General features: G+C 69.9%; 21 protein-coding genes. 9 read left to right on the top strand and 12 right to left on the bottom strand.

Annotated features, from left to right (window positions below):
* Positions 1–80: 80 nt before the first annotated feature.
* The 8 genes from IE277_RS00075 to IE277_RS00110 are packed head-to-tail and all read right to left on the bottom strand — an operon-like array spanning position 81 to position 6631.
* Positions 81–413 carry a metal-sulfur cluster assembly factor gene (locus IE277_RS00075; RefSeq protein WP_055636909.1) on the bottom strand — a complete coding sequence of 111 codons (333 nt, stop codon included), beginning with the start codon at positions 411–413 and terminating at the stop codon, positions 81–83.
* Entirely contained in the window at positions 410–877 is a 468-nt protein-coding gene (sufU, locus tag IE277_RS00080) for a Fe-S cluster assembly sulfur transfer protein SufU (protein WP_189947223.1), read from the bottom strand. The genes IE277_RS00075 and sufU overlap by 4 nt, the downstream gene beginning before the upstream one ends.
* Before the next feature lie 16 nt (positions 878–893).
* Positions 894–2150 (bottom strand): cysteine desulfurase, encoded by a 1257-nt coding sequence (locus IE277_RS00085; RefSeq protein ID WP_189947224.1) that lies wholly within the window; start codon positions 2148–2150, stop codon positions 894–896.
* Positions 2147–2911, bottom strand: coding sequence for a Fe-S cluster assembly ATPase SufC (gene sufC / locus IE277_RS00090; protein WP_189947225.1), 765 nt, complete (start codon positions 2909–2911; stop codon positions 2147–2149). The genes IE277_RS00085 and sufC overlap by 4 nt, the downstream gene beginning before the upstream one ends.
* Positions 2912–2918: 7 nt before the next feature.
* Positions 2919–3239 (bottom strand): non-heme iron oxygenase ferredoxin subunit, encoded by a 321-nt coding sequence (locus tag IE277_RS00095; protein WP_189947227.1) that lies wholly within the window; start codon positions 3237–3239, stop codon positions 2919–2921.
* On the bottom strand, positions 3236–4420 hold the full coding sequence (sufD, locus tag IE277_RS00100) for a Fe-S cluster assembly protein SufD (RefSeq protein WP_189947229.1): 1185 nt from the start codon (positions 4418–4420) through the stop codon (positions 3236–3238). The genes IE277_RS00095 and sufD overlap by 4 nt, the downstream gene beginning before the upstream one ends.
* A 58-nt stretch (positions 4421–4478) precedes the next feature.
* Positions 4479–5900 (bottom strand): Fe-S cluster assembly protein SufB, encoded by a 1422-nt coding sequence (gene sufB / locus IE277_RS00105; protein WP_133922277.1) that lies wholly within the window; start codon positions 5898–5900, stop codon positions 4479–4481.
* Positions 5897–6631 carry a helix-turn-helix transcriptional regulator gene (locus IE277_RS00110; protein WP_189947231.1) on the bottom strand — a complete coding sequence of 245 codons (735 nt, stop codon included), beginning with the start codon at positions 6629–6631 and terminating at the stop codon, positions 5897–5899. Before IE277_RS00110 ends, sufB begins: the two co-directional genes overlap by 4 nt.
* A 184-nt stretch (positions 6632–6815) precedes the next feature.
* On the opposite strand from IE277_RS00110, the gene IE277_RS00115 reads away from it, so the two are divergent.
* The 4 genes from IE277_RS00115 to IE277_RS00130 all read left to right on the top strand — a co-directional run bounded on the left by IE277_RS00115 (position 6816) and on the right by IE277_RS00130 (position 10699).
* Positions 6816–7631, top strand: coding sequence for an AAC(3) family N-acetyltransferase (locus IE277_RS00115; RefSeq protein WP_189947233.1), 816 nt, complete (start codon positions 6816–6818; stop codon positions 7629–7631).
* 31 nt (positions 7632–7662) lie between these two features.
* Positions 7663–8586 carry an ABC transporter ATP-binding protein gene (locus tag IE277_RS00120; protein WP_189947235.1) on the top strand — a complete coding sequence of 308 codons (924 nt, stop codon included), beginning with the start codon at positions 7663–7665 and terminating at the stop codon, positions 8584–8586.
* Between the two features lie 272 nt (positions 8587–8858).
* Positions 8859–9632 (top strand): ABC transporter permease, encoded by a 774-nt coding sequence (locus IE277_RS00125; RefSeq protein WP_189947237.1) that lies wholly within the window; start codon positions 8859–8861, stop codon positions 9630–9632.
* Positions 9633–9688: 56 nt separating this feature from the next.
* Positions 9689–10699 (top strand): COX15/CtaA family protein, encoded by a 1011-nt coding sequence (locus IE277_RS00130; protein ID WP_189947238.1) that lies wholly within the window; start codon positions 9689–9691, stop codon positions 10697–10699.
* A 54-nt stretch (positions 10700–10753) separates the two neighbouring features.
* Here IE277_RS00130 and IE277_RS00135 read toward each other — a convergent pair whose 3' ends face one another.
* The 3 genes from IE277_RS00135 to IE277_RS00145 form a co-directional block, all read right to left on the bottom strand.
* Positions 10754–11860, bottom strand: a complete 1107-nt coding sequence (locus tag IE277_RS00135) for an amidohydrolase family protein (RefSeq protein ID WP_189947241.1) — start codon at positions 11858–11860, stop codon at positions 10754–10756.
* Between the two features lie 123 nt (positions 11861–11983).
* Complete coding sequence (locus IE277_RS00140) at positions 11984–12304, bottom strand: hypothetical protein (RefSeq protein WP_189947242.1); 321 nt, start codon at positions 12302–12304, stop codon at positions 11984–11986.
* Between the two features lie 58 nt (positions 12305–12362).
* The gene (locus IE277_RS00145) at positions 12363–13319 is read right to left on the bottom strand and encodes a heme o synthase (RefSeq protein WP_189949132.1); all 957 of its coding nucleotides are present in this window, start codon (positions 13317–13319) and stop codon (positions 12363–12365) included.
* A 377-nt stretch (positions 13320–13696) separates the two neighbouring features.
* Here IE277_RS00145 and tkt point away from each other — a divergent pair, with 377 nt between their 5' ends.
* From tkt to pgl, 5 genes are read left to right on the top strand one after another with little or no spacing between them, the layout of a single operon-like run.
* Positions 13697–15802: a transketolase gene (tkt, locus tag IE277_RS00150; protein ID WP_189947245.1), complete on the top strand. Its 2106-nt coding sequence runs from the start codon at positions 13697–13699 to the stop codon at positions 15800–15802.
* Between the two features lie 33 nt (positions 15803–15835).
* Complete coding sequence (gene tal / locus IE277_RS00155) at positions 15836–16954, top strand: transaldolase (protein WP_189947247.1); 1119 nt, start codon at positions 15836–15838, stop codon at positions 16952–16954.
* Between the two features lies 1 nt (position 16955).
* Positions 16956–18494: a glucose-6-phosphate dehydrogenase gene (zwf, locus tag IE277_RS00160; RefSeq protein ID WP_189947249.1), complete on the top strand. Its 1539-nt coding sequence runs from the start codon at positions 16956–16958 to the stop codon at positions 18492–18494.
* On the top strand, positions 18491–19537 hold the full coding sequence (opcA, locus tag IE277_RS00165; RefSeq protein WP_189947251.1) for a glucose-6-phosphate dehydrogenase assembly protein OpcA: 1047 nt from the start codon (positions 18491–18493) through the stop codon (positions 19535–19537). The genes zwf and opcA overlap by 4 nt, the downstream gene beginning before the upstream one ends.
* Complete coding sequence (gene pgl, locus IE277_RS00170) at positions 19534–20316, top strand: 6-phosphogluconolactonase (RefSeq protein ID WP_189947253.1); 783 nt, start codon at positions 19534–19536, stop codon at positions 20314–20316. The genes opcA and pgl overlap by 4 nt, the downstream gene beginning before the upstream one ends.
* 50 nt (positions 20317–20366) lie before the next feature.
* Here the strand turns inward: pgl and IE277_RS00175 are convergent, their stop codons facing one another.
* The gene (locus tag IE277_RS00175; protein ID WP_189947255.1) at positions 20367–21206 is read right to left on the bottom strand and encodes a carbohydrate ABC transporter permease; all 840 of its coding nucleotides are present in this window, start codon (positions 21204–21206) and stop codon (positions 20367–20369) included.

Genomic DNA, 21206 nt, shown 5'->3' on the forward strand with positions numbered 1-21206 from the left:
GGCGTACACCAGGGGGCGTGCGCAGGTGCGCAGGCAAAAGGGCCACGGCAATCGGCCGTGGCCCTTTGGCAGGCTCTGTCTCAGACGTTGAACCCCAGCGCCCGAAGCTGCTCGCGGCCGTCGTCCGTGATCTTGTCGGGGCCCCACGGGGGCATCCAGACCCAGTTGATGCGCAGTTCGTTGACGAGGCCGTCCGTGGCGGACTTGGCCTGGTCCTCGATGACGTCGGTCAGCGGACAGGCCGCCGAGGTCAGGGTCATGTCGATCGTCGCGATGTTCGCGTCGTCGATGTGGATGCCGTAGATCAGGCCGAGGTTGACGACGTCGATGCCCAGCTCGGGGTCCACGACGTCGTACAGGGCCTCGCGGACTTCCTCCTCCGAGGCGGGCTTCATCTCAACGGTGTCGCTCATGCGGTCTTCCTTTCGGCTTCGGCGCCACCCAGCGCCTGGGCCGTCGCGTCCTTCCACGCCATCCAGCTCAGGAGGGCGCACTTGACCCGCGCGGGGTACTTGGAGACACCGGCGAACGCGACCGCGTCCTCCAGGATCTCCTCCATCGCGTCGTCCGGCTCGATCCTGCCCTTGGACTGCATCAGCTCCAGGAAGGTCTCCTGGATCTTCTGCGCGTCGGACACGTCCTTGCCGACCAGCAGTTCGTTGAGTACGGAAGCAGATGCCTGGCTGATCGAGCAGCCCTGGCCCTCGTACGAGACGTCCGCGATCTTCGTGCCGTCGTACTTCACACGGAGGGTGATCTCGTCGCCACACGTCGGGTTCACATGGTGCACCTCGGCGTCGCCATCCCGAAGACCACGCCCGTGCGGGTTCTTGTAGTGGTCCAGGATGACTTCCTGGTACATCGAATCCAGCTTCACCGTTTCAGCACGCCCCTCAGCCGAAGAAGTTCCGTACGTGCTCCAGGCCGTCGACCAGTGCGTCGATCTCGGCCGGCGTGGAGTACAGATAGAACGACGCTCGCGTGGTCGCAGGAATTCCGTACCGCAGGCAGACGGGCCGCGCGCAGTGGTGGCCGACGCGGACCGCGATGCCCTGCTCGTCGAGTACCTGGCCCACGTCGTGCGGGTGGATGTCGCCCAGGGTGAAGGAGATCGCCGCCCCGCGGTCCTCGGCCGTGGTCGGGCCGATGATCCGCAGGTCGGGGACCTCGGCCAGGCGGCGGACCGCGTACTCGGTGAGCGCGTGCTCATGGGCGAGGATCTTGTCCATGCCGATCGCGTTGAGGTAGTCGATCGCCGCGCCCAGGCCGACCGCCTGCGCGATCGGGGGCGTGCCCGCCTCGAACTTGTGCGGCGCCGGGGCGTACGTCGAGGAGTGCATCGAGACGGTCTCGATCATCTCGCCGCCGCCCAGGAAGGGCGGAAGGTCCTCCAGGAGTTCCTGGCGGCCCCAGAGGACGCCGATGCCGGTCGGGCCGCACATCTTGTGACCGGTGAAGGCCACGAAGTCGGCCTGCAGGGCCTGCACGTCCAGCGGCATGTGCGGGGCGGCCTGGGAGGCGTCGATGCAGACCAGCGCGCCGACCTCCTGGGCGCGGCGCACGATGGCCTCGACCGGGTTGACCGTGCCCAGGATGTTCGACACCAGCACGAAGGAGACGATCTTCGTCTTCTCGGTGATGACCTCGTCGATGTTGGACAGGTCCAGGCGGCCGTCGTCGGTGAGGCCGAACCACTTCAGCTTCGCGCCGGTGCGCTGCGCGAGCAGCTGCCACGGCACGATGTTGGAGTGGTGCTCCATCTCGGTGATGACTATCTCGGTCTCATGGTCCACGCGGTAGGGCTCGTCGGCCCAGCCCAGCATGTTCGCCACGAGGTTCAGCGACTCGGAGGCGTTCTTGGTGAAGATCACCTCGTCGCGGCTCGGCGCGTTGATGAACTCGGCGACCTTGTCGCGCGCGCCCTCGTACAGCGCCGTGGCCTCCTCGGCGAGCACATGCACACCGCGGTGGACGTTGGCGTTGTAGCGCTCGTAGTACTCGCTCAGGGCGTCCAGCACCTGGCGCGGCTTCTGCGAGGTCGCCGCGTTGTCCAGGTACACGAGCTTCTTGCCGTCGTGGACCTGTCGGTCCAGGACGGGGAAGTCCTTGCGGATCGCCTCGGTGTCGAGGAGGCCCGGCAGCTGTGTCACGCGGATACGCCACCCTTCGTGTACGCCTCGTAGCCCTCGTCCTCCAGCTTGTCGGCGAGCTCGGCACCGCCGGACTCGACGATCCGGCCGCCGGAGAAAACGTGGACGAAGTCGGGCTTGATGTAGCGCAGGATGCGCGTGTAGTGCGTGATCAGCAGGGTGCCGACCTCGCCGGTCTCGCGGACGCGATTGACGCCCTCGGAGACGATGCGGAGCGCGTCGACGTCGAGACCCGAGTCGGTCTCGTCGAGGATCGCGACCTTCGGCTTGAGCAGTTCGAGCTGGAGGATCTCGTGGCGCTTCTTCTCACCGCCGGAGAAGCCCTCGTTCACATTGCGCTCGGCGAAGGACGGGTCCATGTTGAGACGCTCCATGGTCTCCTTGACCTCCTTCACCCAGGTGCGCAGCTTGGGGGCCTCGCCGCGGATCGCGGTGGCGGAGGTGCGCAGGAAGTTGGAGACCGAGACGCCGGGGACCTCGACCGGGTACTGCATCGCCAGGAACAGGCCCGCGCGGGCGCGCTCGTCGACGGACATCTCCAGGACGTCCTCGCCGTCGAGCAGCACGGTGCCGCCGGTGATCGTGTACTTCGGGTGACCCGCGAGGGAGTAGGCGAGGGTCGACTTGCCGGAGCCGTTGGGGCCCATGATGGCGTGCGTCTCGCCCTGCTTCACGGTGAGGTCGACGCCCTTGAGGATCTCCTTCGTGGCGTTGTCGGCCTCGACGGTGACGTGCAGGTCTCGGATTTCAAGCGTTGCCATGGGTGCCTCAGGACTCCTGGGTGAGGGAGACGAGCACGTCGTCCCCTTCGATCTTTACGGGGTATACAGGGACGGGGCGCGTGGCCGGGAGGCCGGACGGCTTGCCGGTGCGCAGGTCGAAGGCGGAGCCGTGCAGCCAGCACTCGATCTGGCAGTCCTCCACCTCGCCCTCGGAGAGGGAGACGTTCGCGTGGGAGCAGACGTCGTAGATCGCGAAGACCTCGCCCTCGGTCTTCACGACCGAGACCGGCGTGCCGTCGAGTTCCACCCGCTTCGGGGTGTCCTCGGCCAGCTCGCTCAGCCCACAGGCGCGTACGAAGGTGGTCATGCGACCGACGCCTCCAGCTCCTCCTCGATCTTGGCGAGCAGGCGCTCCTCGATGTCGGTGACACCGATCTGCTGGACCAGCCCGGCGAAGAAGCCGCGGACCACCAGACGGCGGGCCTCGTGCTCCGGGATGCCGCGGGCCATCAGGTAGAAGAGCTGCTCGTCGTCGAAGCGGCCGGTGGCGGAGGCGTGGCCGGCGCCGACGATCTCACCGGTCTCGATCTCCAGGTTCGGCACCGAGTCGACGCGCGCGCCGTCCGTGAGGACCAGGTTGCGGTTCATCTCGTAGGTGTCCGTGCCCTCGGCCTTGGCCTCGATGAGCACGTCGCCGATCCAGACCGCGTGCGCGCTCTCGCCCTGCAGCGCGCCCTTGTACATGACGTTGGACTTGCAGTGCGGGGTGTTGTGGTCGACCAGGAGGCGGTGCTCCTGGTGCTGGCCGGAGTCCGTGAAGTACAGCCCGAACAGCTCGGCCTCGCCGCCGGTGCCGGCGTAGGCGACGCGCGGGTGCAGACGCACCAGGTCGCCGCCGAAGGTGACCACGAAGGACTTGAACGTGGCGTCCCGGCCGATCAGCGCGTTGTGCTGGGCCACGTGGACGGCCTTGTCGTCCCAGTCCTGGACGGAGATGACGGTGAGCTTGGCCCCGTCGCCCAGGACGTAGTCGACGTTGGCGGCGAGTACGGCGTCACCGGTGTGGTCGATGACGACGACGGCCTCGGCGAAGGCTCCCAGCTCGACGACCTGGTGGCCGTAGGCGACCCCGCCCGCACCGTGCACGGCGATGCGGATCGGCTCGGTGAGCACCGTCTCCTTGGGGACGGTGACCACGCCGGCCTTCTCGAAGGCCGAGTACGCCTGGGCGGCGACGCGGTCCACCGGGGTGCCGGCCTTGCCGATCCGGGCGTCGTCGCGGCCGACGGTCTCGACGGTCACGCCCTCGGGCGCCTGGACGTCCACCTTCACGCCGTCGCCGGTCGCGACGGCGGTGCCGTCGTGCAGCCCGCGCAACCGCTCCAGCGGGGTGAACCGCCACTCCTCCTCGCGGCCGTGCGGAACCGGGAAGTCCGCCACGTCGAAGGACGGGGGCGCGCTCATGCGCGTGGCGACGGTCGACTCGGCGGCCACCGCGATCTGGCCGGCGGTGGTGGAGCCCACCGGGATGTTCTGAGCCTCAGCCATGGCTGTCGTCTTGCTCGCTTTCTCAGGTCAGTGGCTTGATGGGGAAGGCGGTGGGCGTTTAGCCGACCGCACCCTCCATCTGGAGCTCGATCAGCCGGTTGAGCTCAAGGGCGTACTCCATCGGCAGCTCCTTGGCGATGGGCTCGACGAAGCCGCGCACGATCATGGCCATCGCCTCGAACTCGCTCAGACCGCGGCTCATCAGGTAGAAGAGCTGGTCCTCGGAGACCTTGGAGACGGTCGCCTCGTGGCCCATGGACACGTCGTCCTCGCGGACGTCCACGTACGGGTACGTGTCGGAGCGGGAGATGGTGTCGACGAGCAGCGCGTCGCACAGCACGTTCGACTTGGATCCGGCGGCGCCCTCGCCGATCTCGACCAGACCGCGGTAGGACGTACGGCCGCCACCGCGCGCCACGGACTTGGAGACGATGTTGGACGACGTGTTCGGCGCCATGTGGACCATCTTGGAGCCGGCGTCCTGGTGCTGCCCCTCGCCCGCGAAGGCGATGGACAGGGTCTCGCCCTTGGCGTGCTCGCCCATGAGGTAGACGGCCGGGTACTTCATCGTCACCTTGGAGCCGATGTTGCCGTCGATCCACTCCATGGTCGCGCCCTCGTACGCCACGGCGCGCTTGGTGACCAGGTTGTAGACGTTGTTCGACCAGTTCTGGATGGTCGTGTAGCGGCAGCGGGCGCCCTTCTTCACGATGATCTCGACCACCGCGGAGTGCAGGGAGTCCGACTTGTAGATCGGGGCGGTACAGCCCTCGACGTAGTGGACGTAGGCGTCCTCGTCGACGATGATCAGGGTCCGCTCGAACTGGCCCATGTTCTCCGTGTTGATGCGGAAGTAGGCCTGGAGCGGGATCTCGACGTGCACGCCCTTCGGCACGTAGATGAAGGAGCCGCCCGACCACACAGCGGTGTTCAGGGCCGCGAACTTGTTGTCACCGGCGGGGATGACCGTGCCGAAGTACTCCTTGAAGAGCTCCGGGTGCTCCTTCAGGGCGGTGTCGGTGTCGAGGAAGATGACACCCTGCTCCTCCAGGTCCTCGCGGATCTGGTGGTAGACGACCTCCGACTCGTACTGGGCGGCGACGCCGGCGACCAGGCGCTGCTTCTCGGCCTCGGGGATGCCCAGCTTGTCGTAGGTGTTCTTGATGTCCTCGGGCAGGTCCTCCCAGGACTCCGCCTGCTTCTCCGTGGAGCGCACGAAGTACTTGATGTTGTCGAAGTCGATGCCCGAGAGGTCCGAGCCCCAGTTCGGCATGGGCTTCTTCTCGAAGAGCTTCAGGCCCTTGAGGCGCAGCTTGGTCATCCACTCCGGCTCGGACTTCTTGCCGGAGATGTCGCGGACGACATCCTCGTTCAGGCCGCGCCTGGCGGAGGCACCGGCCACGTCGGAGTCGGCCCAGCCGTATTCGTACTTGCCCAGGCCCTCGAGCTCAGGGTGGGCAGTCTCCGTGGGGAGAGTCATGCGGGGTTCCTCCCGGCCGTGTTTGCAGGTGCGTCAGTGGATGTCTTGGGAATGAACGTCGTGCAGACGCCGTCGCCGTGCGCGATGGTCGCCAGTCGCTGGACGTGCGTGCCCAGCAGCTCGGCGAAGATCTCCGTCTCCGCCTCGCACAGCTGCGGGAACTGCTCCGCGACATGGGCGACCGGGCAGTGGTGCTGGCAGAGCTGCTCGCCGACCGGTGCGCTGCGCGCCGTAGCAGCGTACCCGTCGACGCTCAAGGCCTTGGCCAGTGCTTCGGCGCGCTTGTCCGGGGTGACGGCCTCGACCGCCTTGCGGTAGGCGCTGGCCTGGGCGGCGATCCGGGCGCGGGCGAAGGCGAGGACCGCCTCGGGGCCGCCGCCCTGCTCGGAGATCCAGCGCAGCGCGTCCGCGGCCAGCTTGTCGTACGACTGGTCGAAGGCGTCGCGGCCGCAGTCGGTGAGCGCGAAGACCTTCGCGGGACGGCCGCGCGTGCGCGTGCCGTACACGCGCTGCTCGCGCGCCTCCACGACGTCGTCGGCCACCAGGGCGTCCAGATGGCGCCGGACGGCGGCCTGGGTCAGTCCCAGCCGGCCGGCGAGTTCGGCGACGGTCGATGGGCCGTGGTCCAGGATGGAGCGCGCGACGCGGTTGCGCGTGGAGCGCTCACCGGTCGCGAGTTCCTCCTGCGGGGCCCCCAGGGGGGTCTCCCGAGCCTCGTCGACGTTTTTCACAACGCCATTGTTGCGTAATTCCTCGGAGCCTGACAAGCGCCGTCCGGATCATCGAGCGGTGCGCTGCGTCACTTAGGCATACCTAATCTGACCTGCGGAAACGATCTTCTGATCGATCATCCGTCGGGGCTCTGAGCAGCAATTCGGTGGCGCCGCGAGGGTCCGTCCGGAAGACTTCCTGACCATGCCCACACCCCCTCCGACCGGCCCTCTTGTCACCCGGGACACCGTGGCCGCACAGCTACGCCTCTTGGGGGTCAGAACCGGCGAGATCCTCCTGGCGCACTCCTCGCTCAGCTCGCTCGGCTGGGTCAACGGCGCAGCGGTCGCCGTCGTCCAGGGTCTCCTCGACGCCCTCGGCCCGGACGGCACGCTCGTCGTCCCGAGCCAGACCGGCGACCTCTCCGATCCGGCGGTGTGGTCGAACCCGCCGGTGCCCGAGGAGTGGTGGGACCGGATCCGGGCCACCATGCCCGCCTACGACCCACTGCTCACCCCCACCCGCGGGGTCGGGGTGATCCCGGAGACCGTGCGGACCTGGCCCGGCGCGCTGCGCAGCGCCCACCCGCAGACCTCCTTCGCGGCCGTCGGCGCACGCGCGCGCGAGATCACCGACGGCCACGCCACCGACTGCCGGCTCGGTGAGCGCAGCCCGCTGGCCCGGCTGGAGAAGCTGGGCGCCCGGGTCCTGCTGCTGGGCGCGGGCTACGCCGCCTGCACCAGCTTCCACCTCGCGGAGTACCGGATACCCGGGCCGCTCGTGGCGGTCGGCCGCCCGGCGCCGGGCGGCGGCTGGGAGACGGTGACCGAGGTCGCGATCACCTCCGACCGGTTCGACGAGCTGGGCCACGACTTCGAGCGGGACCGGCCCGTCGTACGCGGCAAGGTCGGCGCGGCCGACGTACGGCTGTTCCCGGTGGCGGACGCGGTGGCCTACGCCGAGCGCTGGCTGCCCCTGCACCGTCCCCGTGAGGAGGAGTTCCTGCACCCGCCCGTCTGAACGGCAAGCGGTCTCCCTAGACTCTGGATCCATGCGAAGTGAGCCTGTGGTCCAAGTCCAGGCCTTGGAGAAGCGGTACGGCACGAAGACCGCGGTGAACGGCCTCGACCTGGTGGCCGAGGCGGGCGTGACCGCGGTCCTCGGCCCCAACGGGGCGGGAAAGACGACCACGGTCGAGACCTGCGAGGGGTACCGGAGGCCGGATTCCGGCACGGTGCGCGTCCTGGGCCTCGACCCGGTACGCCAATCCGCCGAGCTGCGGCCCCGTATCGGTGTGATGCTCCAGTCCGGCGGTGTCTATTCCGGCGCCCGCGCCGACGAGATGCTGCGGCACGTGGCCAGGCTGCACGCGCATCCCCTCGACGTGGCCGCGCTGATCGAGCGGCTGGGGCTCGGCTCCTGCGGCCGTACCTCCTACCGTCGGCTCTCCGGCGGCCAGCAGCAGCGGCTCGCGCTCGCCATGGCCGTCGTCGGACGCCCGGAGCTGGTGTTCCTCGACGAGCCGACGGCCGGGCTCGACCCGCAGGCCCGCCGGGCCACCTGGGACCTGGTGAAGGACCTGCGCGCCGACGGTGTCTCGGTGATCCTCACCACCCACTACATGGAAGAGGCCGAGCAGCTCGCCGACGACGTCGCGATCATCGACGGCGGCCGGGTCATCGCCCAGGGCTCCCCGGAGGAGCTGTGCAAGGGCGGCGCCGAGAACACCCTGCGCTTCACCGGCCGCCCCGGCCTCGACGTCGGCTCCCTGCTCAAGGCGCTGCCGTCCGACTGCACGGCCGCCGAGCTGACCCCGGGCAGCTACCGGGTCGTCGGCAAGGTCGACCCGCAGCTGCTGGCCACGGTCACCTCCTGGTGCGCCCAGCACGGAGTGATGCCGGACCGGATCTCGGTGGAACGGCACACCCTGGAGGACGTTTTTCTGGAGCTCACAGGCAAGGAGTTGCGCTCATGATTCCGGCTCACACAGAGATCGGCCGGGGGTCCGGGGGTTGCCCCCCGGGAAAGCACAGCCTGGAGCTCACAGGCAAGGAGTTGCGCTCATGATTCCGGCTCACACGAAGATCGGCCGGGGGTCCGGGGGTTGCCCCCCGGGAAAGCACAGCCTGGAGCTCACAGGCAAGGAGTTGCGCTCATGATTCCGGCTCACACAGAGATCGGCCGGGGGTCCGGGGGTTACCCCCCGGGAAAGCACAGCCTGGAGCTCACAGGCAAGGAGTTGCGCTCATGACCACCGCCACGGGTACCTACTCCCCGAAGCCGGGCGCGGCGCCCCTGCCCCGCATGATCGCGGCGCAGGCGGCGCTGGAGACCAAGATGCTGCTGCGCAACGGCGAGCAGCTGCTGCTGACGGTCGTCATCCCGACCCTGCTGCTGGCGCTCTTCAGCTCCGTGGACATCGTCGACACCGGCAGGGGCAAGGCGGTGGACTTCCTCGCCCCGGGCATCCTGGCCCTCGCGGTGATGTCCACGGCGTTCACCGGGCAGGCCATCGCGACCGGCTTCGAGCGGCGCTACGGCGTGCTCAAGCGGCTCGCCTCCTCGCCGCTGCCGCGCTGGGGCCTGATGGCCGCGAAGACCGCGTCCGTGCTGGTCACCGAGGTTCTCCAGGTCATTCTGCTGACGGTGATCGCGTTCGCGCTGGGCTGGTCCCCGCATGGCGACCCCGCCGCCGTCCTGCTCCTCCTCGTCCTCGGCACGGCCGCCTTCTCCGGGCTCGGGCTGCTGATGGCGGGCACGCTGAAGGCGGAGGCGACCCTGGCCGCCGCCAACCTGGTCTTCCTGCTGCTGCTCGTCGGCGGCGGGGTCATCGTGCCGCTGACGAAGTTCGGCCCGGCCGCGCAGCATGTGCTGGGCCTGCTGCCGATCTCGGCGCTCTCCGACGGCCTGCGGGACGTGCTCCAGCACGGGGCCGGGATGCCCTGGGGCGACCTGGGGATCCTCGCGGTGTGGGCGGTCCTCGCACTGGCCGCGGCCGGGAAGTTCTTCCGCTGGGAGTGAGCCGCCGGGGGCGGACACGGGACCCTCGTGAACGCATGCACAAGCGGCGGCCTACGATGGTGCGCGTGCCAAAGCTGAACGCCGCCGACGCCGCAGCGGCCCTGCGCAACCCGCTCGCCTTCATCGCCGACCGCTGGACCCCGCGACCGGGGACCGTCCAGCGGGCGGCTCTCGCCGCGCTCGTGATGTCGGTGGTCATCGTCGTCACCGGCGGTGCCGTCCGGCTGACCGGCTCGGGCCTCGGCTGCCCGACCTGGCCCGAGTGCACCGACGGCTCGCTGACGCCGACGAACGCGCTGAGCTATCACAGCGCCATCGAGTTCGGCAATCGCATGCTGACGTACGTGCTGTGCGCCGCGGTCGGCTGGGCGATCATCGCCGCCCGCGCCGAGAAGCCGTACCGGCGTGGCCTGACCCGGCTGGGCTGGGCACAGTTCTGGCTGGTGATGAGCAACGCCGTCCTGGGCGGCATCGTGGTGCTCGTCGGCCTCAACCCCTACACCGTCGCGGCGCACTTCCTGCTCGCGACCGCGCTGATCACGGTCGCCGGGGTGATGTGGCAGCGCACCCGCGAGGGCGACGAAGCCCCCCGGCCGCTGGTCGGCAAGGCCGTGCAGCAGCTGGTGTGGGTCCTCGTCGTCGCCTCCCTCCTGCTGATCGCGGCCGGCACGGTCGTCACCGGCGCGGGCCCGCACGCGGGCGACTCCAGCGACGTCAAGCGCATCCCGATCGACTGGGAGACCGTCGCCAAGCTGCACGCCGTGCTCGCCTGGATCGTGGTGACACTGACGTTCGCGCTGTGGTTCGTCCTCAAGGCGGTAGACGCCCCCAAGGGCCCGCAGGACCGCACCCGGGACCTCTTCCTGATCCTGCTCGGTCAGGGTGTCATCGGCTATGTCCAGTACTTCACCCACCTGCCCGAGGCACTGGTCGCCCTGCACATGTTCGGCTCGTGTCTGGTGTGGATCGGCGCGCTGCGGGTCCTGCTGGCGCTCCGGGAACGCCCGGCGTCCGGGGTGGACCTGCCCGGTCCGGCGCCCGAGGTGACGGTGGGCACGCGCGCGTAGGCGCCGTCGGCTCACCGTCCGGGCCGTCGTCGCCGTCTGCCCGGTCCGGACAGCTCAGTCCAGCCCGTACACCCTGCGTGCGTTGCCCGCCGCGACCATCCGGGCCACCCGCTGGCCGTCCTCCAGGGACCAGGCGCCCTCGGCGACCCAGGTGCCGAGGACCCGGCCGAGGGCCTCGCGGAACAGACGCGCGCCGACGACGTGCAGCTCGGGCAGGCCGTGGGCGCCGGTGGAGAAGAGGATCTTGCCGAAGGGGGCCAGCTCCAGGATCTCGGCGAGGACGGTGGCCGCGCGGGCACCGGTGCGCACGAGCGCGGCACCGGAGTCGGTGTAGACGTGCGGGAAGACGCCGGCCAGGTGGGCGGCGTGGCGGTGGTACGGGTAGCCGTGCAGCAGGATCAGATCGGTGCCGAGGCCGGCCGTGGCCCGTACGAAGTCGGTGAGCAGCACGGGGTCGGTGCGGTCGATGCGGGAGCCCGGCTCGCCGAGCCCGGCGTGCAGTTGCAGGGGCAGGCCCGAGGCGACGGCGTTCCACAGCAGGTGTCGCAGCAGCACCGGGTCCGAGAGCGTCCCGCCGACCCGCCGGCCGGCCAGCCAGCGGCCCGCCGCGCCGCGCACCTCCCCCGGCCCCGGCGGCTCGGGCGCGAGGGCGAGCCCGTGTCTGAGACCCGCGACAGAGGTGAAGGCGACCGCGTTCGCGGCGGCGCCGTGCACGGACTCGGCGAGGTTGGCGAGGAAGGACTCGACGGTGCCGGAGGTGTCGGCGACCTGTTCCGCGAGCAGTTCGAGCCGGATGATCTCACGCGCCTCGGCCTCGCCGGTGGAGGCCATCTCGGTAGGGCCGGTGAGGTCGCCGGGCAGGCCGGTGTCGACGAGGTAGGTGGTGATGCCGCTGCCCCGGAGAAGCCGGCGGCCCGTTTCAAGGACGCCCAGTTCGCGGCGCCGGGCCAGATAGCGGGCGGGCGCGCAGTGCGGTTCCAGGCCGAGCAGGGGCGGGCACCAGCGCCGTACGGCGAATCCCGTCTGGGTGTCGAAGAGCGTCGTGCCGGGCGCCGGTGGGCCCTCGGTGCGGGCGAGCTGGGCCTCGAAGGTGCCGAGGCCCAGTTCCGTGCGCAGCACGCCGTGGCAGTACTGGTCCACGAGGGACGGCGTTTCGATCATCCGGGCTCCCCGCCTCCCCGCGTGCGCTGGCTTGACCGGCCTAACGGGTGAACGGGGTCGAAGGTCGCGGGTCAGTTCGGGACTGCACGTGGATACGGCCCCGCGCCCCTTCAGGTCGGCTGGTCAGCCGCCTACCTGGATGCCGGCCATGCGCTTCCACTCGTACGGGCCCGTCTTGACCTTCGCCGCGAACTCGCCGTCGAAGGACTCGTGGACGGTGATGCCGGACTTCTCGACGGCCTTCTCGGCGATCTCCGTGCTGGGCGCCACCAGGTCGCCCCAGCCGCCGTCCTCGCCCACGAGGACGATGCGGGCGCCGCGCTCGCCGATGTGGGCCACCTGGCCCTCGGCGCCGCCGTGGGCCTTGGCGAAGGCGCTGATCTGGTGGGCGAGCCGGGACACCTTGCGCTCGGCCCGCGCGTCAACCTGCTGCGTGTCTGCCATGACCAGGATGCTACTCACCGGTAGCCCGGCTGGCGAGGGCAGGGCCCTGTGACGTACGTCAGCGCAGGAACGGGTCCACCGCGACCGCGACGAAGAGGATCGACACATAGGTGATCGACCAGTGGAAGAGGCGCATCTCCTTCAGCTTCACGCCGGTCACCTCGGCCTTCGCCCGGTTCTGCAGACCGTGTGCCTCCCACAGCCAGTAGCCGCCGGCCGCGACGGCGACCACCGTGTAGAACCAGCCGGTGTAGCCGAGCGGGGTGGGGAGCAGCGAGACCAGGACCATCACCCAGCTGTAGATGACGATCTGCCGGGCGACGACCTTGTTGGAGGCGACGACCGGGAGCATCGGCACGCCCACGCGCGCGTAGTCCTCCTTGACCTTCATGGACAGCGGCCAGTAGTGCGCCGGCGTCCAGAAGAACATGACGAGGAAGAGGATGACCGGCGCCCAGGACATCGAGTTCGTGACCGAGGACCAGCCGATGAGGACCGGGAGGCAGCCGGCGATGCCGCCCCACACGATGTTCTGCGAGGTACGCCGCTTGAGGATCATCGTGTAGACGACGACGTAGAAGAGGAGCGCACCGAGCGAGAGCCAGGCGCTCAGCCAGTTGACGGTGAGTCCGAACAGCAGCGTCGAGACGACCCCGAGGGTGATGCCGAAGGCCAGGCACTCGCGCGGGCTGACCATGCCGGTCACCAGCGGCCGTTGCGCGGTGCGGTCCATCAGGGCGTCGATGTCCCGGTCGATGTACATGTTCAGGGCGTTGGCGCCGCCCGCGGAGAGATAGCCGCCGACGCAGGTGAGGAGGACCAGCTTCAGGTCCGGCACACCCTGCTGCGCCAGGAACATCACCGGAACGGTGGTGATGAGCAGCAGCTCGATGATCCGCGGCTTGGTCAGCGCCACGAACGCCTTGACACGGGCCCCGAACGGCCGGTGGACCGGGCCCTGGCTCGCACCACCCAGCACGCCCGCTGGACGTGATTCGACGGCCGTCACGCACACCCCTGACAGAGACATCCCAGCAAGCCTCCCCGTGTGAAGTACCGGTAAAGGCTCGCGCGTACCACGCCACTTTAGACGTTGCCCATACCCCGGCCTTCGCGGGGGTGGGGTCGTGTTGACCCACGTCCCATCCGAGGGCTGCCACCCCTCGTTTGAGCGGTCAGATGAGCGCATCCGTATTCATGTGCCGAATGCCGTGTCGGCCAGTCGGGAGGCGGATCTGACAGAGTCCCGGCAGTCTGGAACGAGGCGAAAAAACGCACGTGTTTACGGGGGTAGGCTCGACAGCGGCCGGTGGGCAGAAGCACGCCGGCGGCCGGGTGGGCGTATGCCCCGACGACCGGCGACCGACATGTGGAGAGGAGCCCTGACCCAGGGTGAGCACCAAGCCGACCACCACAGACCTTGAGTGGACCGACCTGGACCAGCGGGCCGTGGACACCGCCCGCGTTCTGGCCGCCGACGCCGTACAGAAGGTCGGCAACGGCCATCCCGGTACGGCGATGAGCCTGGCTCCGGCCGCCTACACCCTCTTCCAGAAGGTGATGCGGCACGACCCCGCCGACCCCGAGTGGGTCGGGCGTGACCGCTTCGTGCTGTCCGCCGGCCACTCGTCCCTGACCCTCTACACCCAGCTCTACCTGGCCGGCTTCGGCCTGGAGCTGGAGGACCTGGAGTCCTTCCGCACCTGGGGCTCCAAGACCCCGGGCCACCCGGAGTACGGGCACACCAAGGGCGTCGAGACCACCACCGGCCCGCTCGGCCAGGGTGTCGCCAACGCGGTGGGCATGGCGATGGCCGCCCGCTACGAGCGCGGACTGTTCGACCCGGAGGCGCCGCAGGGCGAGTCCCCCTTCGACCACTTCATCTACTGCATCGCCGGCGACGGCTGCCTCCAGGAGGGCATCTCCGCCGAGGCCTCCTCGCTCGCCGGCCACCAGAAGCTCGGCAACCTGATCCTGCTGTGGGACGACAACCACATCTCGATCGAGGGTGACACCGAGACGGCCGTCTCCGAGGACACCGTCAAGCGGTACGAGGCCTACGGCTGGCATGTGCAGCGCGTCGAGGCCCAGGACAACGGCGACCTGGACCCGGCCGCCATCCACGACGCCGTCCAGAAGGCCAAGGCGGTCACGGACCGGCCGTCCTTCATCGCGATGCGCTCGATCATCGCCTGGCCGGCCCCGAGCGCCCAGAACACCGAGGCCGCGCACGGCTCGGCGCTCGGCGAGGAAGAGGTCGCGGCCACCAAGCGCGTCCTCGGCTTCGACCCCGAGCAGAACTTCGCCGTCGAGGACGAGGTGATCACCCACACCCGCAAGGCCCTGGAGCGCGGCGCCCAGGCCAAGGCCGAGTGGGAGAAGTCCCTCCAGCTGTGGCGGGACGACAACCCGGAGCGTGCCGCCGAGTTCGACCGCATCAGCAAGGGCGAGCTGCCCACCGGCTGGGAGGAGAAGATCCCGGTCTTCGAGCCCGGCAAGGGCGTCGCCACGCGTGCCGCCTCCGGCAAGGTGCTGCAGGCGCTCGGCGCGGTCATCCCCGAGCTGTGGGGCGGCTCCGCCGACCTCGCCGGGTCGAACAACACGACCATCGACAAGGACAGCTCCTTCCTGCCGGCGGACAACCCGCTGCCGGAGGCCGACCCGTACGGCCGCACGATCCACTTCGGCATCCGCGAGCACGCCATGGCCGCGGAGATGAACGGCATCACGCTGCACGGCCACACCCGTGTCTACGGCGGTACGTTCCTCGTCTTCTCCGACTACATGCGCAACGCGGTGCGGCTGTCGGCCCTGATGCACCTGCCCGTGACGTATGTGTGGACGCACGACTCCATCGGCCTCGGCGAGGACGGCCCCACCCACCAGCCGGTCGAGCACCTGGCCTCGCTGCGCGCGATCCCGGGCCTGAACGTCGTCCGCCCGGCGGACGCCAACGAGACCGCGATCGCCTGGCGCGAGGTCCTCAAGCGCCACACCAAGGAGTTCGGCAAGGGCCAGCCGCACGGCTTCGCGCTCACCCGCCAGGGCGTGCCGGCCTACGAGCCCAACGAGGACGCGGCCAAGGGCGGCTATGTCCTGTTCGAGGCCGAGGGCGGCACGCCGCAGGTGATCCTGATCGCCACCGGTTCCGAGGTGCACGTGGCCGTCGAGGCGCGTGAGCAGCTGCAGGCCGAGGGCGTCGCGACGCGTGTCGTGTCGATGCCGTCGGTCGAGTGGTTCGAGGAGCAGGACCAGGGGTACCGGGACGCCGTGCTCCCGCCGTCCGTCAAAGCCCGCGTGGCCGTGGAGGCGGGCATCGGGCTGACCTGGCACCGCTATGTGGGAGACGCCGGCCGCATCGTTTCCCTGGAGCACTTCGGTGCTTCCGCCGACGGCAAGGTGCTCTTCCGCGAGTTCGGCTTCACTGCCGAGAACGTGGCCGCCAAGGCCCGGGACTCGCTTGAATTTGTTTCGGGGCTCGCCGCCGCCCAGCGCTGACGCTCACATACGACACGTAGGAGATGTAATTCCATGACAGACGCACTCAAGCGCCTCTCCGAGGAAGGCGTCGCGATCTGGCTGGACGACCTGTCGCGCAAGCGGATCACGTCCGGCAACCTCGCCGAGCTGATCGACCAGCAGCACGTCGTGGGCGTCACCACCAACCCGACGATCTTCCAGAAGGCGATCAGCGGGGGTGACGGCTACCAGCAGCAGCTCGCCGACCTCGCCGCCCGCAAGGTCACCGTGGACGAGGCCATCCGCATGATCACCACGGCGGACGTCCGCGACGCCGCCGACATCCTGCGCCCCGTCTTCGACGCCACCGGCGGTCAGGACGGCCGGGTCTCCATCGAGGTCGACCCGCGCCTCGCGCACAACACGGCGGCCACCGTCGCCGAGGCCAAGCAGCTGGCCTGGCTGGTCGACCGCCCCAACACGCTGATCAAGATCCCGGCGACCAAGGCGGGCCTGCCGGCGATCACCGAGGTCATCGGCCTCGGCATCAGCGTCAACGTCACGCTGATCTTCTCCCTGGAGCGCTACCGCGAGGTCATGGCCGCCTACCTGGCCGGCCTGGAGAAGGCCAGGGAGCGCGGCCTGGACCTGTCGCTGATCCGCTCCGTGGCGTCGTTCTTCGTGTCCCGTGTGGACAGCGAGATCGACAAGCGCCTGGGCGCGCTCGGCACCGACGAGGCCAAGGCGCTGCGCGGCAAGGCCGCCGTCGCCAACGCCCGTCTCGCCTACGAGGCGTACGAGGAGGTCTTCTCCTCCGACCGTTGGAACGCGCTGTCGGGCGCGGGCGCCAACAAGCAGCGTCCGCTGTGGGCGTCGACGGGTGTGAAGGACCCGGCGTACCCGGACACGCTGTACGTCACCGAGCTGGTCGCGCCGAACACGGTCAACACCATGCCGGAGGCCACGCTGGAGGCCACCGAGGACCACGGCGAGGTCACCGGCGACACGATCACCGGCACCTACGCGCAGGCCCGCGCCGACCTCGACGCCGTCGAGAAGCTCGGGATCTCGTACGACGACGTGGTGCAGGTGCTGGAGGACGAGGGCGTCGAGAAGTTCGAGGCGTCCTGGATCGATCTACTGAAGTCGACCGAGGCGGAGCTCAAGCGCCTCGCCCCCTCGGAGGGCTGAGTTGTCACCCCTTTCCGGTTCCGGAGCGAACCCGCTTCGTGACCCGGCCGACCGACGGCTCCCGCGTATCGCGGGGCCGTCGGGTCTGGTCATCTTCGGTGTCACGGGCGACCTGTCCCGCAAGAAGCTGATGCCCGCGGTGTACGACCTCGCCAACCGGGGCCTGCTGCCGCCGGGCTTCTCGCTGGTGGGCTTCGCCCGCCGCGACTGGGAGCACGAGGACTTCGCCGAGGTCGTGCACGACGCGGTCAAGGAGCACGCGCGCACGCCGTTCCGCGAGGAGGTCTGGCAGCAGCTCATCCAGGGGATGCGCTTCGTCCAGGGCACCTTCGACGACGACGAGGCCTTCGAGCGGCTGCGCGCCACCATCGAGGAGCTGGACAAGGCACAGGGCACGGGCGGCAACTTCGCCTTCTACCTGTCGGTGCCGCCGCGCTCCTTCCCGGTGGTCATCCAGCAGCTGAAGAAGCACGGGCTGGCCGACCAGACCGGCGGCTCCTGGCGGCGCGCGGTCATCGAGAAGCCCTTCGGCCACGATCTGAAGTCGGCCGAGGAGCTGAACAAGGTCGTGCACGAGGTGTTCGAGCCGGACCAGGTGTTCCGGATCGACCACTACCTCGGCAAGGAGACCGTCCAGAACATCCTGGCGCTGCGCTTCGCCAACACGATGTTCGAGCCGATCTGGAACCGGTCCTTCGTGGACCACGTACAGATCACCATGGCCGAGGACATCGGCATCGGCGGCCGCGCCGGCTACTACGACGGCATCGGCGCCGCCCGTGACGTCATCCAGAACCATCTGCTCCAGCTCATGGCCCTCACGGCCATGGAGGAGCCCGCCTCCTTCGGCGCGGACGCGCTGGCCGCGGAGAAGGAGAAGGTGCTCGGCGCCGTACGGCTGCCCAAGGACCTCGGCAGGTCGACCGTGCGCGGTCAGTACGCGGGCGGCTGGCAGGGCGGCGAGAAGGTCATCGGCTACCTCGAAGAGGACGGCATCGACCCGAAGTCGAAGACCGACACCTACGCGGCGGTCAAGGTGGAGATCGACAACCGCCGCTGGGCGGGTGTCCCCTTCTATCTGCGCACCGGCAAGCGCCTCGGCCGGCGCGTGACGGAGATCGCGGTCGTCTTCCAGCGGGCCCCGCACTCCCCCTTCGACCACACGGCCACGGAGGAGCTGGGCCAGAACGCGATCGTGATCCGCGTCCAGCCGGACGAGGGCATCACGGTCCGCTTCGGCTCCAAGGTGCCGGGCACCTCGATGGAGATCCGGGACGTCTCCATGGACTTCGCCTACGGCGAGTCCTTCACGGAGTCCAGCCCGGAGGCGTACGAGCGGCTCATCCTGGACGTGCTGCTGGGCGACGCCAACCTCTTCCCGCGCACGGAGGAGGTCGAGCTGTCCTGGAAGATCCTCGACCCGATCGAGGAGTACTGGGACAAGCACGGCAGGCCCGCGCAGTACCCGTCGGGCACCTGGGGTCCCGCCGAGGCGGACGAGATGCTCGCACGAGACGGACGGAGCTGGCGCCGCCCATGAAGATCGACCTGACCGGCACCACCGCCGGCGAGATCAACAAGGCACTCGTACGGGGCCGCCGCGCCATCGGCACGCCTGCCGTCGGCATGGTCCTCACCCTCGTCATCGTCACCGACGAGGAGAACGCCTATGACGCGCTGAAGGCCGCGGGCGACGCGTCGCGCGAGCACCCTTCGCGCACGCTGGTGGTCATCAAGCGGGTCTCGCGCTCCCCGCGTGACCGTACGGCGTCCCGGCTGGACGCCGAGGTGCGGGTGGGCGCGGACGCGGGCACCGGCGAGACGGTCGTCCTGCGGATGTACGGCGAGGTCGCCGACCACGCCGACTCCGTCGTGCTGCCGCTGCTGCTGCCGGACGCGCCCGTCGTCGTGTGGTGGCCGGTGAACGCCCCGCTGGACCCGGCGAAGGACCCGCTGGGCGCACTCGCCCAGCGCCGGGTCACCGACACCTACGCCGCCGAACAGCCGGTGCGGGAGCTGTCCGCCCGCGCCGAGACCTACACGCCCGGCGACACGGACCTGTCCTGGACCCGGATCACACCGTGGCGTTCGATGCTCGCGGCCGCCCTGGACCAGGTCACCTGCGAGGTGCGGGCCGTCGAGGTGGAGGGCGAGGAGTTCAACCCGAGCTGTGAGCTGCTGGCGATGTGGCTCGCGGAGCGGCTGGACGTCCCGGTCCGGCGCTCCCTGTCGTCCGGTCCCGGTCTCACGGCCGTCCGGATGAACACGAGCTGCGGCCCGATCGTGCTGGACCGTGCGGACGGTTCGCTGGCCACGCTGTCCATCGAGGGCCAGCCGGCCCGCGCGGTGGCGCTGAAGCGACGGGAGACCGCCGAGCTGATCGCGGAGGAGCTGCGCCGGCTCGACCCGGACGACACCTACGCGTCGGCGCTGCGCTACGGCGTGGAGCGGCTGAACACGGTCCCGGAGCAGGAGCCGGCCCGCGCCGAGCCGGAACCGGCCGAGGACGCGGCGAAGGCGCCCGCGAAGAAGGCCGCGGCCAGGAGCGCGAAGAAGGCACCGGCGAGGAAGGCGGCGAAGTGAGCACTCCGCAGCTGGTCGTCCACCACGACAAGGAGCTGATGGCGCAGGCCGCCGCGGCCCGCCTGATCACGAAGATCGTGGACGCGCAGGCCTCCCGGGGCGCCGCGTCCGTGGTCCTCACCGGCGGCCGCAACGGCAACGGTCTGCTGGCCGCGCTGGCGGCGGCGCCCGCGCGGGACGCCATCGACTGGACCCGCCTCGACCTGTGGTGGGGCGACGAGCGCTATCTGCCCGAGGGTGACCCGGAGCGCAATGTCACCCAGGCCCGCGAGGCCCTGCTGGACTCCGTGCCGCTGGACCCGGAGCGGGTGCACGCCATGCCCGCCTCCGACGGCCCGTACGGCAAGGATGTCGACGCGGCCGCCGAGGCGTACGCGGCGGAGCTCGCGAAGGCGGCCGGGCCGGAGAACCATGGCCCGGTGCCCACCTTCGACGTGCTCATGCTGGGCGTCGGCCCGGACACCCATGTGGCCTCGCTCTTCCCGGAGCTGCCGGCCGTGCGGGAGACCGAGCGCACGGTGGTCGGCGTGCACGGCGCGCCCAAGCCGCCGCCGACCCGGATCAGCCTGACCCTGCCGGCGATCCGTTCGGCGCGCGAGGTGTGGCTGCTCGCGGCCGGCGCGGACAAGGCGGAGGCCGCGGCCATCGCCCTGTCGGGCGCGGGTGAGATCCAGGCACCGGCGGCGGGGGCGTACGGCCGCAGCCGGACCCTGTGGCTGCTGGACTCCGCGGCGGCCTCGCAGCTGCCGAGGTCGCTGTATCCGCCCGCGTCGCCGTGACACCCGACGGTGCGTAGCGGCGGCGGGGACTTCGGTTCCCGCCGCCGCTCTCATTTCACCGACCCCGCCATCACGCCCTGTACAAAGTGCCGCTGGAAGGCGAAGAACACCGCCACCGGCACGATCAGGGACAGGAACGCGCCCGGCGCCAGCACGTCGATGTTGCTGCCGAACTGCCGGATCTGGGACTGGAGTTCCACGGTGAGCGGCTGGGAGGAGCTGTCGGCGAAGAGCAGGGCGACGAGCATGTCGTTCCAGACCCACAGGAACTGGAAGATCGCGAGCGAGGCGATCGCCGGACGCCCGACCGGCAGGACCAGCCGGGTGAAGATGCGCCACTCGCCGCCGCCGTCCATCCGCGCCGCCTCCAGCATCTCCTTCGGTATCTCCGCGAAGTAGTTGCGCAGCAGGAACACGGCGAAGGGCAGCCCGTAGGCCACGTGGAAGAGGACGACGCCGGGGATCGTGCCGAACAGGCCGAGCGCGCCGAAGAGTTTGGCCACGGGCAGCAGACCGATCTGCACCGGCACCACCAACAGGGCCACCACCAGCAGGAAGAGCGGTTCGCGGAGCGGGAAGTCCAGCCAGGCGAAGGCGTATCCGGCGAGGGCGGCGATGACCACGACGAGGGTGGTCGCCGGCACCGAGATCAGGACCGTGTTCCAGAAGGCCTGGGTCATGCCGGAGTTCTTCAGCAGTGCCGTGTAGTTGTCGAAGGACAGCTGACCGGGACCGGACAGCGCGGTCCACCAGCCGCCCTTCGCGGTGTCCTGGGCCGAGCGCAGGGAGGAGAGGAACAGGCCCGCCAGCGGGGTCAGCCAGACCAGGCCGATCACCACCAGGAAGGCCTGCACCAGGCCGTTGCCCAGGCCCCGCCTGATCGCGTTCAT

The organism is Streptomyces alanosinicus, from assembly GCF_014650595.1.
Classification (GTDB): domain Bacteria; phylum Actinomycetota; class Actinomycetes; order Streptomycetales; family Streptomycetaceae; genus Streptomyces; species Streptomyces alanosinicus.

Excerpts from the sequence above, each read along its gene's own strand:
- IE277_RS00075 (WP_055636909.1), bottom strand. The coding sequence starts at position 413 with ATGAGCGACACCGTTGAGATGAAGCCCGCCTCGGAGGAGGAAGTCCGC.
- IE277_RS00135 (WP_189947241.1), bottom strand. The coding sequence starts at position 11,860 with ATGATCGAAACGCCGTCCCTCGTGGACCAGTACTGCCACGGCGTGCTG.
- IE277_RS00125 (WP_189947237.1), top strand. The coding sequence starts at position 8,859 with ATGACCACCGCCACGGGTACCTACTCCCCGAAGCCGGGCGCGGCGCCC.
- IE277_RS00175 (WP_189947255.1), bottom strand. The coding sequence starts at position 21,206 with ATGAACGCGATCAGGCGGGGCCTGGGCAACGGCCTGGTGCAGGCCTTC.
- IE277_RS00140 (WP_189947242.1), bottom strand. The coding sequence starts at position 12,304 with ATGGCAGACACGCAGCAGGTTGACGCGCGGGCCGAGCGCAAGGTGTCC.
- IE277_RS00095 (WP_189947227.1), bottom strand. The coding sequence starts at position 3,239 with ATGACCACCTTCGTACGCGCCTGTGGGCTGAGCGAGCTGGCCGAGGAC.
- tal (WP_189947247.1), top strand. The coding sequence starts at position 15,836 with ATGACAGACGCACTCAAGCGCCTCTCCGAGGAAGGCGTCGCGATCTGG.
- IE277_RS00120 (WP_189947235.1), top strand. The coding sequence starts at position 7,663 with ATGCGAAGTGAGCCTGTGGTCCAAGTCCAGGCCTTGGAGAAGCGGTAC.
- IE277_RS00130 (WP_189947238.1), top strand. The coding sequence starts at position 9,689 with ATGGTGCGCGTGCCAAAGCTGAACGCCGCCGACGCCGCAGCGGCCCTG.
- sufC (WP_189947225.1), bottom strand. The coding sequence starts at position 2,911 with ATGGCAACGCTTGAAATCCGAGACCTGCACGTCACCGTCGAGGCCGAC.
- opcA (WP_189947251.1), top strand. The coding sequence starts at position 18,491 with ATGAAGATCGACCTGACCGGCACCACCGCCGGCGAGATCAACAAGGCA.
- IE277_RS00115 (WP_189947233.1), top strand. The coding sequence starts at position 6,816 with ATGCCCACACCCCCTCCGACCGGCCCTCTTGTCACCCGGGACACCGTG.
- sufD (WP_189947229.1), bottom strand. The coding sequence starts at position 4,420 with ATGGCTGAGGCTCAGAACATCCCGGTGGGCTCCACCACCGCCGGCCAG.
- sufB (WP_133922277.1), bottom strand. The coding sequence starts at position 5,900 with ATGACTCTCCCCACGGAGACTGCCCACCCTGAGCTCGAGGGCCTGGGC.